We start from the raw sequence: 13,322 nt of genomic DNA, 5'->3' as shown, positions 1-13,322 counted from the left end.
GGCCCAGGGGACGTTCCCCTGATCCCTGGCCGCCGCCAGTGCCCCGTCGGCTGGTTCGTCACGGACGGCGGGTTGTTTCCGTGAGGGCGTACTTTCTTTGGATTGTGCTCTCGATCTCCCCGAACTTGGAAAGGCCCGGGCGTCCGTCCGGGCCCCTTTTTCCCGGGGTTGGAGTTTCGCGGGATGAGGCGTCCCGCCGCTTGCCCGCTACCGGGGGCGGCGTGCTTTAGTCGGGTTGAATGCCGAAACGGTGCCCCAGGGTGCCGGGAAATGAGGAAGAGGCGTGGGCGGTTCGATGGTGGGAAATGGGGCGCCAGCCGGTGCGACGCCGGGAACGGCAAACGTGACGCGGCTCACCTTGCTGGCCCCGCTGGACGGATGGGCGACCCCGCTGGACGAGGTGCCCGATCCCGTCTTCGCCCAGCGCATGATGGGGGAGGGGCTGGCGCTGGACCCGACGGGCGCCACGCTGCGGGCCCCGTGCGACGGCGTGGTGCTGACCGTCCACCGCGCGCGCCACGCCGTGACCTTGCGCGCCGACTGCGGCGTGGAAATCCTGATGCATGTGGGGCTGGAGACCGTGGCCCTGGGCGGCCGGGGCTTCACCGTCCATGTGGCCGAGGGCGCGCTGGTGCGGGCCGGCGATGCCCTGATCGACTTCGACATGGACCTGCTGGCCAGGGAAGCCAAAAGCCTGCTGACCCCGCTGATCGTCGCCGGCGGCCCCGCCGCCACGGTGGTGGAGGTCAGGACCGGCGCGCCGGTGCGCGCGGGCGAGGTGCTGCTGACCCTGCTGGTGCAGGGCGACGGCGCTGCCAGTGCCGCCACCGGGGAACGCACCCAGAGTGCGGAACAATCAGTGGTGCTGCCCCTGGTGCATGGCCTGCACGCCCGGCCCTCCGCCGTGCTGGCCGCCGCCGCCAAGCCTTATGCCGCCAGCGTCTTCCTGGCGGCGCAAGGCCGCCGCGCCAATGCCAAGAGTGCCGTAGCCGCCATGTCGCTGGGCCTGCGCCATGGCGACGCCCTGACCGTGCTGGCGGAGGGGGAGGACGCCGCCGCCGCCGTCGCCGCCGTCGCCGCCGCGATATCCGCCGGCCTGGGCGAGGCACCGGTTCCCCTTGCCGAAGCGCTGCCCGTGCCCTCGCTGCCCAGCGCCGCTGTGCCGCCGCACGACGAACCGCCGGTGCTGGAGGCCCAGCCGCCCTTCGCCCCGGGTGAGACGGCCGTCATCCGCGCCGTCACCGCCGCCCCGGGCCTGGCGCTGGGCCGCGCCTTCCGCTTGCAGGAAGAGGAAGTGGAGGTGCCTGCCAGCGGCCTGGGCGCCGATGCCGAGCGGCAGGCCCTTGCCAACGCCCTGGATCGCGTGCGCGCCCGTCTGGCCGCCGCCGTGGCCCACGCGGAAGAGATGCGCCAGACCCAGCGCCGCGACATCTTCCAGGCGCACCTGGCCATCCTGGATGATCCCGACCTTTTGGACGAGGCGCAGGCTGCCATTGCCGGTGGCGAAGCCGCGGGGAGTGCCTGGCGCGGTGCCACCGACCGGTCCGCCGCTGCCCTGCGCGCCCTGGGCAACCCGCGCATGGCGGAGCGCGCGGCCGACCTGATCGACCTGCGCCGCCAGGTCATGCTGGCCCTGGCCGGGCGGGAGCCGCAGCCGGTGATCCTGCCCCAAGGCGCCATCCTGGTGGCGGAAGAGCTGATGCCCAGCCAGCTCAGCAACCTGGACGCCGGCCGCCTGGCCGGCTTCTGCACCGCGCGCGGCGGACCCACCAGCCATGTGGCCATCCTGGCGGCCTCCATGGGCGTGCCGGCCCTGGTGGCGGGCGGGGCGGCCGTGCTGCGCATCCCCGATGACGCCCCGCTGATCCTGGACGCCGATCGCGGCCTGCTGCATGTGCAGCCGCCGGCCGACGACCTGGCCAAGCTGGAGCGCGAGACGGCACGGCGCAAGGTGCTGGCCGAGGCCAACCTGAAGGCGGCGGCCGCCGACTGCGTCATGGCCGATGGCACCCGCATCGAAGTCTACACCAATGTCGGCAAGGTGGCCGACGCGGTGAAGGGGGTGGCCAAGGGGGCGGAAGGCTGCGGCCTGCTGCGCACCGAGTTCCTGTTCCTGGACCGGCAGACGGCGCCCGATGAGGATGAGCAGGCGGCCCAGTACCAGGCGGTGGCCACGGCGCTGCAGGGCCGGCCGTTGATCATCCGCACCCTGGACGTGGGCGGGGACAAGCCCTTGCCCTACCTCCCCCTGCCGCGGGAGGAGAACCCCATCCTGGGCCTGCGCGGCGTGCGCATCGGCCTGCGCCGGCCGGAGATTTTGCGCACCCAGTTGCGCGCCATCCTGCGTGTCCGCCCGGTGGGCCAGTGCCGCATCATGGTGCCCATGGTCGCCACCCTGGATGAGGTGCGGGCCGTGCGCGACATGCTGGACCATGAGCGCGAGGCCCTGGGCCACGCCCCGCCGGTGCAGCTGGGCGTCATGGTGGAAACGCCGGCGGCGGCGGTGACTGCCGACCAGCTGGCCACCGAGGCCGATTTCCTGTCCATCGGCACCAACGACCTGACGCAGTACGTGCTGGCCATGGACCGGGGCAACCCCGACCTGGCCGCCCGGCTGGACGCCCTGCACCCCGCCGTGCTGCGCCTCATCCGCCAGACGGCGGAGGGGGCGGCCAAGCATGGCCGCTGGGTGGGTGTGTGCGGCGCCCTGGCCTCCGACCCCGCCGCCGCGCCGCTGCTGGTGGGCCTGGGCGTGACGGAGCTGTCGGCCACCCCGCCCACCATCCCGGACATCAAGGCGGCCCTGCGCCCGCTGGACAAGGCCGCCTGCGTGGCGCTCGCCACCGAGGCCCTGGCGCAGGAGTCCGCCGCCGCCGTGCGCAGCCTGCTGGCCCGCGCCGGTCTTACCGTCGCCATCACCGAGGGAGCCGCCTGATGCGCGACCGCTTCGCCCTGATACAGCAACTGGGCCGCGCCCTCATGCTGCCCATCGCCGTGCTGCCGGTGGCCGGCCTGCTGCTGCGCATGGGGCAGCCCGATCTGCTGGGCATTCCCTTCATCGCCGCCGCCGGCGAGGCCATCTTCACCAACCTGGGCCTGGTCTTCGCCATCGGCGTGGCGGTGGGCCTGGCGCGGGAGAACAACGGCGCCGCCGGCCTGGCCGGCGTGGTGGGCTTCCTGGTGGCGACCCAGGGGGCGCAGGCCCTGGTGCGCGTGCCGCCGGAGGTGGTGGCCGGCCTCACCGGAACGGCGCTGGACGCCGCCGCCACCAGCTACAAGATCAAGGCGGTGGCCAAGATCGGCGTTCCGGCCGGCATCCTGTCCGGCCTGCTGGCCGGGGGCCTCTACAACCGCTACAGCGAATTGAAGCTGCCGGAGTTCCTGTCCTTCTTCGGCGGCCGGCGCTTCGTGCCCATCGCCACCGGCTTCGCCGGGCTGGGCCTGGCGCTCATCTTCGGTTTCGGCTGGCCGGTGCTGGAGGCGGGCCTGGACGGGCTCAGCCGCGCCGTGCTGTCGGCCGGCGACGTCGGCCTGTTCCTCTATGGCCTGCTGAACCGGGTGCTGATCATCACCGGCCTGCACCACATCCTGAACAATGTCGCCTGGTTCATCCTGGGCGACTATCACGGGGCCACGGGCGATCTGAAGCGCTTCTTCGCCGGCGACCCCACGGCCGGCGGTTTCATGGCCGGCTATTTCCCCGTCATGATGTTCGGCCTGCCGGCGGCCTGCCTGGCCATGTATCGCGCGGCAAAGCCGGAACGGCGAGCGGCCATCGGCGGCATGCTGCTGTCCATGGCGCTGACCGCCTTCCTGACCGGCGTGACCGAGCCCATCGAGTTCACCTTTATGTTCGTGGCGCCGCCGCTGTACGCCCTGCACGCCGTGCTGACGGGCCTGGCCATGGTGGTGATGGACGTGCTGGGGGTGAAGCTGGGCTTCACCTTCTCCGCCGGGCTGGTCGACTACATCGTCAATTTCGGCAAGGCGACGCGGCCCCTGCTGCTGCTGCCCGTGGGCGCTGCCTACTTCGCCGTCTATTACGCCGCCTTCGCCTTCGTCATCCGCCGCTTCAACCTGAAGACCCTGGGGCGGGAGGACGCGCCGGTGGCGGTCGTATCCACCCAAGCGCTGGCCGAGCAGGGCCGGGGCGGCGGCTTCGTCGTCGCCTTGGGCGGCGCCGGCAACATCCGCACCGTGGACGCCTGCACCACCCGCCTGCGCCTGGTGCTGGCCGACAACCGCGCGGTGGATGAGGCGGCGCTGACGGCCCTGGGTTCCCGCGGTGTGGTCCGCCCCAACGCCACCGCCTTGCAGGTGGTGCTGGGCCCCGTGGCCGACCAGGTGGCGGGCGAGATCCGCAAGGCCCTGACCCATCTGCCGGCGGGCGGCGCGCTTGCCGTCGCCGTTGCGGTGAAGGAACCGGTGCCGGTCGCCGCTCCGGCCCCCTTGCCCGATGTCGCCGCCGTGCTGGCGGCCCTGGGCGGCACGGCCAACGTCCAGGCGGTGGAGGCCCGCGCCACCCGCCTGTTGCTGGGTATCGCCGACGCCGCCGGTGTGGACGAGGGGCGCTTGCTGTCCCTGGGCCTGCGCGGTGTGGCCCGGGTCGGCGCCGGCCGCCTGCACCTGCTGCTGGGGGGCCCCGCCGCCCCGCTGGCTGATGCCCTGACCCACGCCATGGCCAGGGGCTGACGGCCCAACCCCATCCACGGTTCCGCTTTCCTCAGGGGCACTTACCCATGCGATTGAAGGCCTTGCTTGTCTCCGGCGTGACCCTGATGGCCGCCAGCGTCGGTTCCGCCGCCTACGCCCAGCAGGCGGCGCTCATGCCCCTGCCGGCGGCCATGAGCGCGGGCACGGGGCAGTTGTTGGTGGATGGCGGCTTCACCGTGGCGCTGGCGGGGCCCGCCGACCCGCACTTGACCGTGGCGGCCCACACCCTGATCCAGCGCCTGTCGGCCAAGACCGGGCAGTTCCTGGCCGGCGCGCCGGTGGCGAAAGGCGCCACCCTGACGCTGACCGTCACGGGCGTCAGCGCCGCCGTGCCGGCGCCCCAGGAGGATGAGGCCTACACCCTGACGGTGACGCCAACCGGCGCCAGCATCACGGCCGCGACATCCATCGGCATCAACCGGGGCATTGCCACCTTCGCCCAGCTGGTGGTCAACGGGCCCCAGGGCTGGGCCGTGCCGGCGGTGACCATCCATGACCAGCCGCGTTTCCCCTGGCGCGGCCTGCTGCTGGACGTATCGCGCCACTTCGTGCCCATCGCCACGGTGGAACGCACCATCGACCTGATGCAGGCGGTGAAGCTGAACGTGCTGCACTGGCACCTCAGCGACAACCAGGGCTTCCGCGTGGAAAGCAAGGTCTTCCCCAAGCTGCACCAGTTGGGGTCGGACGGCGACTTCTACACCCAGGACCAGGTGCGCCAGGTCGTCCGCTACGCCGCCGATCGGGGCATCCGCGTGGTGCCGGAATTCGACATGCCCGGCCACACCACCGCCTGGCTGGTGGGCTATCCGGACCTGGCCAGCGCGCCCGGCCCCTACGCCATCGAGCGGCACTGGGGCGTCTTCGATCCCGCGCTGGACCCGACGCGCGACAGCACGTATCAGTTCCTGGATCGTCTCGTTGGCGAAATGACCGCGTTGTTCCCCGATCCTTACTTCCACATCGGCGGGGATGAGGTGAACGGCGAACAGTGGAAGGCCAGCCCCGCCGTCCAGGCCTATATGAAGGCTCATGGCCTGACGGACACTGCCGCCTTGCAGGCCCTGTTCACCACCAAGGTACAGGCCATCGTCGCCCGCCACGGCAAACATGCCATCGGCTGGGATGAGATCATGGACGGCGACATGCCCAAGGACGTGGTGGTGCAGTCCTGGCGGGATACGGAATCGCTGAAGAAGGCGGCGCTGGCCGGCCACGCCGGCATCCTGTCCGCCCCCTATTACCTGGATTTGAGCTGGCCGGCCGGCCGCCACTACGCTGCCGATCCTATGCCGGAGAACCTGCCGGCGGGGTTGGAAGGCCTTATCCTGGGCGGTGAGGCCTGCGCCTGGAGCGAGCGGCTGTCACCGGAGAACCTGGACATCCGCCTATGGCCCCGCGCCGCCGTGGTGGCGGAAAAGCTGTGGTCGCCCAAGGATATGACGGCCGATGTCCCGGCCATGTACGCGCGTCTGGACCGTGTGGCCGATGACTTGGCCTTTGCCGGCTCGCGGCACAGGGCGGCGAATGAGGCCATGCTGGCCCGGGTGGCGGGGCCGGCGGGGGGTGGCGCCCTGTGGCCCCTGGCTCAGGCGGTGGAGCCGCTGAAGGACTATAACCGCTCCACCCAGCGGCCGGACGCCGTGCAGTCCACGCCCCTGAACCGCCTGGTGGACGCGATCCCGGCGGAAAGCGCCGTGGCGCGGGAGTTTGGGCTGGCAGTGGACCGTCTCATCGCCCAGCCCGGCGACACCATCGCCCGGACGCAGGTGCGGGGCCTGCTGGAGCGGTGGCAGACGGCGGAGACATTGCTGGCCCCCTACCGCCAGGCCACGCCGTTGCTGGCGGAACTGGCCGGGCCGGCGGCCAAGCTGACCCGCCTGGCCGCGGCGGGGCTGGCCGCCGCCGACGCCGTGGCCACGGGCAAGCCCCTGGCCGACCGCGCCGCGGCGGACAAGGCGCTGGCGGAGGCGGTTGAACCTGGCGCCGAGTTGGAGTTCGCCATCCTGCCGGCGGTGGCCAAGCTGGTGAAGGCTGCGCGCTAATGCTCCATCCCCGGGATGCCCGGCACGGCGTCCGCCAGGAAGTCGATCAGCAGGCGGACGCGGGCGATGCCCGCCCGTTCCGGCACGATCAGCATGTTGAAGGGCACCGGCGGCGGACTATGGCCGGGCAGGACGATCTCCACCCGGCCATCGGCCAGCAGGTCATCCACCAGCCAATGGTGGGTGGGGCCGATGCCCCGGCCGGCCGCCAGCGCCTCGCGCGCGCCCAGGCCATGGTCGACGCGGAAGCGTCCGCCCGCCGGCACCTCCGTCAGGCGGCCATCGGGTCCGTGCAGCACCAGGGTGTCGCTGCCGGACACGTTGGACATGCGGACGATGTCATGGCCTGCCAGGTCCTGCGGCCGGGTGGGCCGGCCCCGCCGCGCCAGATAGCCCGGCGAGGCCATCAGCGATCGGCGTGAACGGCCCAGGGGCTTCAGCTTCAGGGTACTGTCGGTCAGTGGGCCGAGGCGCAGCGCGATGTCCACGCCTTCCCGCACTAGATCTACTCGCTCATCCGTCAGGTTCAGGTCGATGCCGATGTCCGGGTGACGATCCTGGAAGGCGAACAGCAGGCGGCTGATATGGCGCACGCCCAGGGCCGCCGTGCAGGATAGGCGGATGGTGCCGGCCGCGCCCTGCCGGCCACCACGCGCCTCATCCGACGCCTGATCCACCAGTCGCAGGATCTGGACGCACTGGGCGTGATAGCGCGCGCCTTCCTCCGTCGGTGTGACGCGCCGGGTGGTGCGGCTCAAGAGGGGCACGCCCACCGCCTCTTCCAGCTCGCGCAGCTGGCGGGTGACGGTGGACTGGCCCACCCCCAGCTCCCGCGCCACGGCCGACAAATTGCCCCGCTCCGCCACGCGGACGAAAGTGCGCATGCGCTCTAGCGTGACGCCGGACTTATCCATAATTCGGCATGATCTTATGCATTGCCTATCTGTAGCGCATGGATGGGATCAGGTCTACCTGAGGCGTCGGTTCGCTAATCCGGAGCACTGACCCAAATGAACGTCCTCATCGTCTTCGCCCATCCCGATCCCCGGTCCCTGAACGGCGCGTTGCGTGACGTCGCGGTGGCCGAACTCCAGGCCCAGGGCCACACGGTCCAGGTATCCGACCTCCACGCCATGGGCTGGAAGGCCGTGGTCGACCGCGCCGACTTCCCCGACCTTAAGCCTGAGGATCGCCTGGTGCCGGTGCTGGCGTCGCGCGACGGCTACGCCGCCGGTCGGCTGACGGCCGACGTGCTGGCGGAGCAGGAAAAGCTGCGCTGGGCCGACATGCTGATCCTGCAGTTCCCCCTCTGGTGGTTCACCATGCCGGCCATCCTGAAGGGCTGGGTTGATCGCGTGTTCGCCTATGGATTCGCCTATGGCGTGGGCGAACATAGCGACAGGCGCTGGGGCGACCGCTATGGCGAGGGCGTCTTCCAGGGCAAGCGCGCCATGGTCATCACCACCGCCGGCGGCTGGGCGCCGCACTATGGCCCGCGCGGCATCAATGGCCCCATCGACGACCTGCTGTTCCCCATCCACCACGGCATCCTCTACTTCCCGGGCTACGCCGTCCTGCCGCCCTTCGTCCTGTACCAGGCGGATCGGCTGGACGCGGTGGGCTTCGAGCGCGAGGCCGAGCGTTTGCGGGAACGCCTGCGCACCTTGGAGCAGACGGCTCCCATCCCCTATCGGCAGCAGAACGGCGGGGACTACCGGATCCCCAGCATGGAACTGCGGGAGGGATTGGGCGGCGGCGCCACCGGCTTTAGGGTGCATTTGCGAGAGGGGGTCAAAGCCTGATCTTCAGTCGCGCCCCGATCTCCCCCACCAGGCCCCGGCGGAAGACGAGGACGCAGGCGATGAAGACCGCGCCGATGACGGCGGGGACGGGCAGGCCGCTGGTGGCGAGCGCGCTTTCCAGGCCCACGGACAGGAAGGCGCCCACGGCGGGGCCGGCCATGGTGCCGATGCCGCCCAGCAGGGTCATCAGCACCACCTCGCCCGACATCTGCCACTGGACGTCGGTCAGGGTGGCGATCTGGAAGACCAGGGCCTTGGTGCCGCCGGCCAGGCCCGCCAGCGTGGCCGACAGCACGAAGGCGGCCAGCTTGTAACGGTCGACCTCATAGCCCAGCGACCGGGCGCGGGCCTCGTTGTCGCGCACCGCCTTCAGCACCTGGCCGAAGGGCGAATGGACGATGCGGTAAAGCGCCAGGTGGCCCAGGGCCGCGATGGCCAGCACGGCGTAATAGGCGCTGGTGGGCTGGCCAAGGTCGACCAGGCCCAACAAGCGGCCCTGGGGTACCCCCTGGATGCCGTCCTCACCGCCGGTGAAGGGGGCTTGCAGGTACAGGAAGAACAGCATCTGCGCCAGCGCCAGCGTGGTCATGGCGAAATAGATGCCCTGCCTGCGGATGGCCAGCGCGCCCATGGCCAGGCCCAACGCGGCGGCGGCGGCCGTGCCGCCCAGGATGGCCAGCTCCGGCGGCCAGCCCCACACCTTGGCGGCATGGGCGGTGACATAGGCCGCCCCGCCGAAGAAGGCGGCATGCCCAAAGGACAGAAGGCCAGCATAGCCCAGCAGCAGGTTGAAGGCGGCGGCGAACAGGGCGAAGCACAGCGCCTTCATCAGGAAGGCGGGATAGACCACCCAGGGGGCGGCCACCAGCAGCGCCAGGGCGACCAGGGTCAGCAAGGTCAGGGGAGAGAGGCGCATCAGGTCACCCGCCCAAACAGCCCGGCGGGGCGGACCAGCAGCACCAGTGCCATGATGACGAACACCACGATGTTGGCGGCGGGGGGATAGAACACCTTGGTCAGGCCCTCGGCCAAGCCCAGGCCATAGCCGCTGAGGATGGCGCCGGACAGGGACCCCATGCCGCCGATGACCACCACGGCGAAGACGACGATGATCAGGTTGCTGCCCATCAGGGGGTTCGCCTGGTAGACGGGGGCGGCCATGACACCGGCGAAGGCCGCCAACGCCACCGCCACGCCGAAGGTGACGGTGACCAGCAGGGGCACGTTCAGGCCCAGGGCCTGGGCCATGTCCGGCCGTTCCGTCGCCGCGCGCAGGCGGGCGCCCAGCGCGGTGCGCTCAATCGCCAGCCAGGTGGCCAGGCAGACGACGATGGAGGCCGCGACCACCCAGCCGCGGTAGAGCGGCAGGAACATGAAGCCCAGGTTGACGCCCCCTTGCAGCGCCTCCGGCACGGGATAAGGCTGGCCGGAGGAGCCGTAAACCTGCCGGAAGGTGCCCTCCAGCACCAGGGCCAGGCCGAAGGTGGCCAGCAGGCCGTACAGCGGGTCCAGGCCGGCCAGGCGCTTCAGCATCAGCCGCTCCACCCCCATTCCCACCAAGCCCAAGGCCAGGGGCACCAGCAGCAGCGCCGGCCAATAACCAATGTCCAGATATGTCGCCAGGCCCCAGGCGGCGAAGGCCCCCACCATGTAGAAGGCGCCATGGGCGAAGTTGATGATGCCCAGAACGCCGAAGATGACGGCCAGGCCCAGGCTCAGCAGGGCGTAGAAGGCGCCGTTGATGAGGCCCAGCAGCAGCTGTCCCGACAGGACCTGAACGGACATCTCACACCCCCAGGAAGCGGTCCAGCCGGCCGGGGTCGGCAGCCAGCTCGGCGTTGTCGAGACTGTCCACCACCCGGCCGTTTTCCATGACGATATGGCGGTCGGCCACCGTGGCGGCGAAATGCACGTTCTGCTCCACCAGCAGCACGGTGTGGCCCCGGCCCTTCAGGTCGCGAAGGATCGCGCCGATCTGCCGCACGATGACGGGGGCCAGGCCCTCCGTCGGTTCGTCCAGCAACAGCAGGTCGGCACCGGTGCGAAGGGCGCGGGCGATGGCCAGCATTTGCTGCTCCCCGCCCGACAGCTTGGTGCCGGGGCTGGCGCGGCGTTCCTTCAGGCGCGGGAACAGCGCGTCGATCTCACCATCGCTCAAGGCGCCCGCCCGCGCGCGCGGCGGCAGGGCCAGGTTCTCCGCCACCGACAGGCTGGCGAAGATGCCCCGGTCGTCGGGGACGTAGCCGATGCCGGCGCGGGCGATGCGGTGCGGCGGCAGGCTGATCAACTGCCGGCCTCTCAATTCGATGGAGCCGCTGCGGCGGGGCAGCATGCCCATGATGGCGCGCAAGGTGCTGGTCTTGCCCGCGCCATTGCGGCCCACCAGGGTCACGACCTCGCCCGCCCGGATGCTGAAGTCCACGCCGTGCAGCACGTGGCTCTCGCCGTAATGGCCGTCCAGGCCGGTGACCGACAGCACCGTCTCAGGCATGCCCGGTCCCCATGTAGGCCTCGCGCACCGCGCGGTCGGCGGCGATATCGGCGTAGCTGCCCTCGGCCAGGATTTCCCCCCGCTGCAGCACGGTGATGCGGTCCGACAGGTCGGCGACCACGCCCAGGTTGTGCTCCACCATCACCACCGTCCGCCGGCCGTTTTCCTTTTGCGCCGTGCGGCGGATCAGGGCGGCGGTGCGCGCCACATCCTCCCGCCCCATGCCGGCCAGCGGCTCGTCCAGCAGCAGCACGTCGGGGTCCAGCGCCAGGGTGGTGGCGATCTCCAGCGCCTTCTTGGCGCCGTAGGGCAGGGTGCCGGCCGGTTCCTGGGCCCGCGCCTCCAGCCCGACCTCGGCCAGCAGGGCCAATGCCCGGTCGTTCAGCGCGGCCAGGGTGGATTCCGGCCGCCAGAAGTGGAAGCGGCCGGGCGTGCGCCGCTGCAGCGCCACGCGCACATTCTCCAGCGCCGTCAGATGGGGGAAGGTGGCGGATATCTGGAAGGACCGGCCTATGCCCCGCCGGGCGATGGCGGCGGGGCTGGCGGCGGTGATGTCCACGCCGTCATGCAGGATATGGCCGGATGTCGGCGCCAGGAACTTGGTCAGCAGGTTGAACACGGTGGTCTTGCCGGCGCCATTGGGGCCGATCAGGGCATGGATGGTTCCCCGGCGCACGGTGAAGTCCAGGTCGCGCACGGCGGTGAAGCCCCGGAAGGACTTGGTCAGCCCCCGTGTTTCCAGGACCACGTCCGTTATCGGAACCACCGTTGGGGTGTCCGTCATTGCGGGGTCGGTCATCGGGCCTGCCCTGTCGCGCATCCTGGCCGGCATTGTCCGCCGGGCATCTGGTCTCCCGCGGTCATTAGGCCCAGGGCAACAAGATATTTCAAGGTGTTGCATTCCCGGATCGCCCGGGATGCGGCATAGTGGTGGGCAGCGGCGCCGGGATCGGCAGGGTCGGGCGCCGACCATAACGATATCGGGAGGAAGCGGATGAGCGGAACTCTGACACGGCGCGCCCGCGTGGTTCTCGGGGCAATGCTGGGTGCCGCGGCGCTCGGCTTGCTGGCGCTGGGGGCGGCGCGGGCGGCTCCAGAGTCGGACACGACAAAGCCGGTGCGCATCGGCATCCTGAACGACCAATCCGGCACCTATGCCGATTTCGGCGGCCGCGGTTCGGTCGTGGCGGCGCAAATGGCCATCGACGACTTCGGCGGCAGCGTGCTGGGGCGCAAGATCGTGCTGCTCAGCGCCGACCACCAGAACAAGCCGGACACCGGCGTCGCCATCGCCCGTCAGTGGTTCGATGCCGATGCCGTCGACATGATCGGCGAGCTCACCACCTCTTCCGTGGCCCTGGCGGTGCAGGACCTGGCCAAGGCCAAGGGCAAGATCGACATCGTGGTGGGGGCGGCGACCTCCAAGCTGACCAATGAGGCCTGCTCGCCCACCGGTTTCCATTGGGCCTACGACACCTATGCCCTGGCGCGGGGCACGGGCGGGGCGCTGGTGGAATCGGGCGGCAAGTCCTGGTTCTTCATCACCGCCGACTACGCCTTCGGGCACCAGTTGGAAAAGGACACCACCGACTTCGTGACCGCGAAGGGCGGCACGGTGGTGGGGGCGGTCAACGCACCCTTCCAGAACAGCGACTTCTCTTCCTTCCTGTTGCAGGCGCAGGCGTCCAAGGCCCAGGTCATCGGCCTGGCCAACGCCGGCACCGACACCACCAACGCCATCAAGCAGGCCGCGGAATTCGGCATCACCAAGGGCGGGCAGAAGCTGGCCGGCCTGCTGTTCACCCTCAGCGACGTGCACGCCCTGGGCCTGAAGACGGCGCAGGGCCTGGTGCTGACCGAGGCCTTCTATTGGGACCGCGACGACGCCAGCCGGCAGTGGGCGGAGCGCTATTTCCAGAAGATGAAACGCATGCCCAACATGATCCAGGCCGGAACCTATTCCTCGGTCCTGCATTACCTGAAGGCGGTCAAGGCGGCGGGCACCACCGACGCCAAGGCGGTGGCGGCCAAGATGCGCGAGCTTCCGGTGGACGACATGTTCGCCAAGGGCACGGTGCGCGAGGACGGCACCATGGTGCACGACATGTACCTGTTCGAGGTGAAGAAGCCGGAGGAAAGCAAGAAGCCCTGGGATTATTACAAGCTGCTGCGCACCATTCCGGGGGAGGAGGCCTACCAGGCCCAGGACAAGGGCGCCTGCCCCCTCACTAAAAAGGCCTCCTGATCCGGCGTCCGGTTTTTGAAGCCCCA

At 70.5% G+C, this 13,322-nt stretch carries 10 protein-coding genes; 5 read left to right on the top strand and 5 right to left on the bottom strand.

All coding sequences use genetic code 11. From position 1 onward, the window contains the following. Nucleotides 1–343 precede the first annotated feature (343 nt). From ptsP to FBZ88_RS23035, 3 genes are read left to right on the top strand one after another with little or no spacing between them, the layout of a single operon-like run. Nucleotides 344–2,935 carry a phosphoenolpyruvate--protein phosphotransferase gene (ptsP, locus tag FBZ88_RS23045; protein ID WP_186464568.1) on the top strand — a complete coding sequence of 864 codons (2,592 nt, stop codon included), beginning with the start codon at nt 344–346 and terminating at the stop codon, nt 2,933–2,935. Further along, the gene (nagE, locus tag FBZ88_RS23040) at nt 2,935–4,692 is read left to right on the top strand and encodes an N-acetylglucosamine-specific PTS transporter subunit IIBC (RefSeq protein ID WP_145619434.1); all 1,758 of its coding nucleotides are present in this window, start codon (nt 2,935–2,937) and stop codon (nt 4,690–4,692) included. The genes ptsP and nagE overlap by 1 nt, the downstream gene beginning before the upstream one ends. 47 nt (nt 4,693–4,739) lie before the next feature. Beyond that, nucleotides 4,740–6,758, top strand: coding sequence for a beta-N-acetylhexosaminidase (locus tag FBZ88_RS23035; RefSeq protein WP_145619433.1), 2,019 nt, complete (start codon nt 4,740–4,742; stop codon nt 6,756–6,758). On the opposite strand, the gene FBZ88_RS23030 is transcribed toward FBZ88_RS23035, so the two are convergent. Next, a complete protein-coding gene (locus FBZ88_RS23030) occupies nt 6,755–7,642 on the bottom strand; it encodes a LysR family transcriptional regulator (protein WP_411861175.1) in 888 nt (295 codons plus the stop codon). The two genes, FBZ88_RS23035 and FBZ88_RS23030, sit on opposite strands and share 4 nt — an antisense overlap. Before the next feature lie 126 nt (nt 7,643–7,768). Between FBZ88_RS23030 and FBZ88_RS23025 the strand changes: the two genes are divergently transcribed. After that, entirely contained in the window at nt 7,769–8,560 is a 792-nt protein-coding gene (locus FBZ88_RS23025) for an NAD(P)H-dependent oxidoreductase (RefSeq protein ID WP_145619431.1), read from the top strand. On the opposite strand, the gene FBZ88_RS23020 is transcribed toward FBZ88_RS23025, so the two are convergent. The 4 genes from FBZ88_RS23020 to FBZ88_RS23005 are packed head-to-tail and all read right to left on the bottom strand — an operon-like array spanning nt 8,550 to nt 11,850. Beyond that, nucleotides 8,550–9,476 carry a branched-chain amino acid ABC transporter permease gene (locus tag FBZ88_RS23020; protein ID WP_145619430.1) on the bottom strand — a complete coding sequence of 309 codons (927 nt, stop codon included), beginning with the start codon at nt 9,474–9,476 and terminating at the stop codon, nt 8,550–8,552. The genes FBZ88_RS23025 and FBZ88_RS23020 overlap by 11 nt on opposite strands. After that, the gene (locus FBZ88_RS23015; protein ID WP_145619429.1) at nt 9,476–10,345 is read right to left on the bottom strand and encodes a branched-chain amino acid ABC transporter permease; all 870 of its coding nucleotides are present in this window, start codon (nt 10,343–10,345) and stop codon (nt 9,476–9,478) included. Before FBZ88_RS23015 ends, FBZ88_RS23020 begins: the two co-directional genes overlap by 1 nt. Before the next feature lies 1 nt (nt 10,346). Beyond that, nucleotides 10,347–11,051 carry an ABC transporter ATP-binding protein gene (locus FBZ88_RS23010; protein WP_145619428.1) on the bottom strand — a complete coding sequence of 235 codons (705 nt, stop codon included), beginning with the start codon at nt 11,049–11,051 and terminating at the stop codon, nt 10,347–10,349. Next, nucleotides 11,044–11,850, bottom strand: coding sequence for an ABC transporter ATP-binding protein (locus FBZ88_RS23005; RefSeq protein WP_246138817.1), 807 nt, complete (start codon nt 11,848–11,850; stop codon nt 11,044–11,046). Before FBZ88_RS23005 ends, FBZ88_RS23010 begins: the two co-directional genes overlap by 8 nt. Nucleotides 11,851–12,045: 195 nt before the next feature. Here FBZ88_RS23005 and FBZ88_RS23000 point away from each other — a divergent pair, with 195 nt between their 5' ends. Beyond that, the gene (locus FBZ88_RS23000) at nt 12,046–13,296 is read left to right on the top strand and encodes an ABC transporter substrate-binding protein (protein WP_211102778.1); all 1,251 of its coding nucleotides are present in this window, start codon (nt 12,046–12,048) and stop codon (nt 13,294–13,296) included. Nucleotides 13,297–13,322: the final 26 nt, after the last annotated feature.

It is taken from the genome of Nitrospirillum bahiense (genome assembly GCF_007828025.1).
In the GTDB taxonomy this organism is placed as follows: Bacteria; Pseudomonadota; Alphaproteobacteria; order Azospirillales; family Azospirillaceae; genus Nitrospirillum; species Nitrospirillum amazonense.
Note: the sequence above shows the minus strand (reverse complement) of the source record. Positions and strands in the feature narration are given on the sequence as shown.

Coding starts and splice junctions, on each gene's coding strand:
- nagE (WP_145619434.1), top strand. CDS start 2,935: ATGCGCGACCGCTTCGCCCTGATACAGCAACTGGGCCGCGCCCTCATG.
- FBZ88_RS23035 (WP_145619433.1), top strand. CDS start 4,740: ATGCGATTGAAGGCCTTGCTTGTCTCCGGCGTGACCCTGATGGCCGCC.
- FBZ88_RS23030 (WP_411861175.1), bottom strand. CDS start 7,642: ATGCGCACTTTCGTCCGCGTGGCGGAGCGGGGCAATTTGTCGGCCGTG.
- FBZ88_RS23025 (WP_145619431.1), top strand. CDS start 7,769: ATGAACGTCCTCATCGTCTTCGCCCATCCCGATCCCCGGTCCCTGAAC.
- FBZ88_RS23020 (WP_145619430.1), bottom strand. CDS start 9,476: ATGCGCCTCTCTCCCCTGACCTTGCTGACCCTGGTCGCCCTGGCGCTG.
- FBZ88_RS23015 (WP_145619429.1), bottom strand. CDS start 10,345: ATGTCCGTTCAGGTCCTGTCGGGACAGCTGCTGCTGGGCCTCATCAAC.
- FBZ88_RS23010 (WP_145619428.1), bottom strand. CDS start 11,051: ATGCCTGAGACGGTGCTGTCGGTCACCGGCCTGGACGGCCATTACGGC.
- FBZ88_RS23005 (WP_246138817.1), bottom strand. CDS start 11,850: ATGACCGACCCCGCAATGACGGACACCCCAACGGTGGTTCCGATAACG.
- FBZ88_RS23000 (WP_211102778.1), top strand. CDS start 12,046: ATGAGCGGAACTCTGACACGGCGCGCCCGCGTGGTTCTCGGGGCAATG.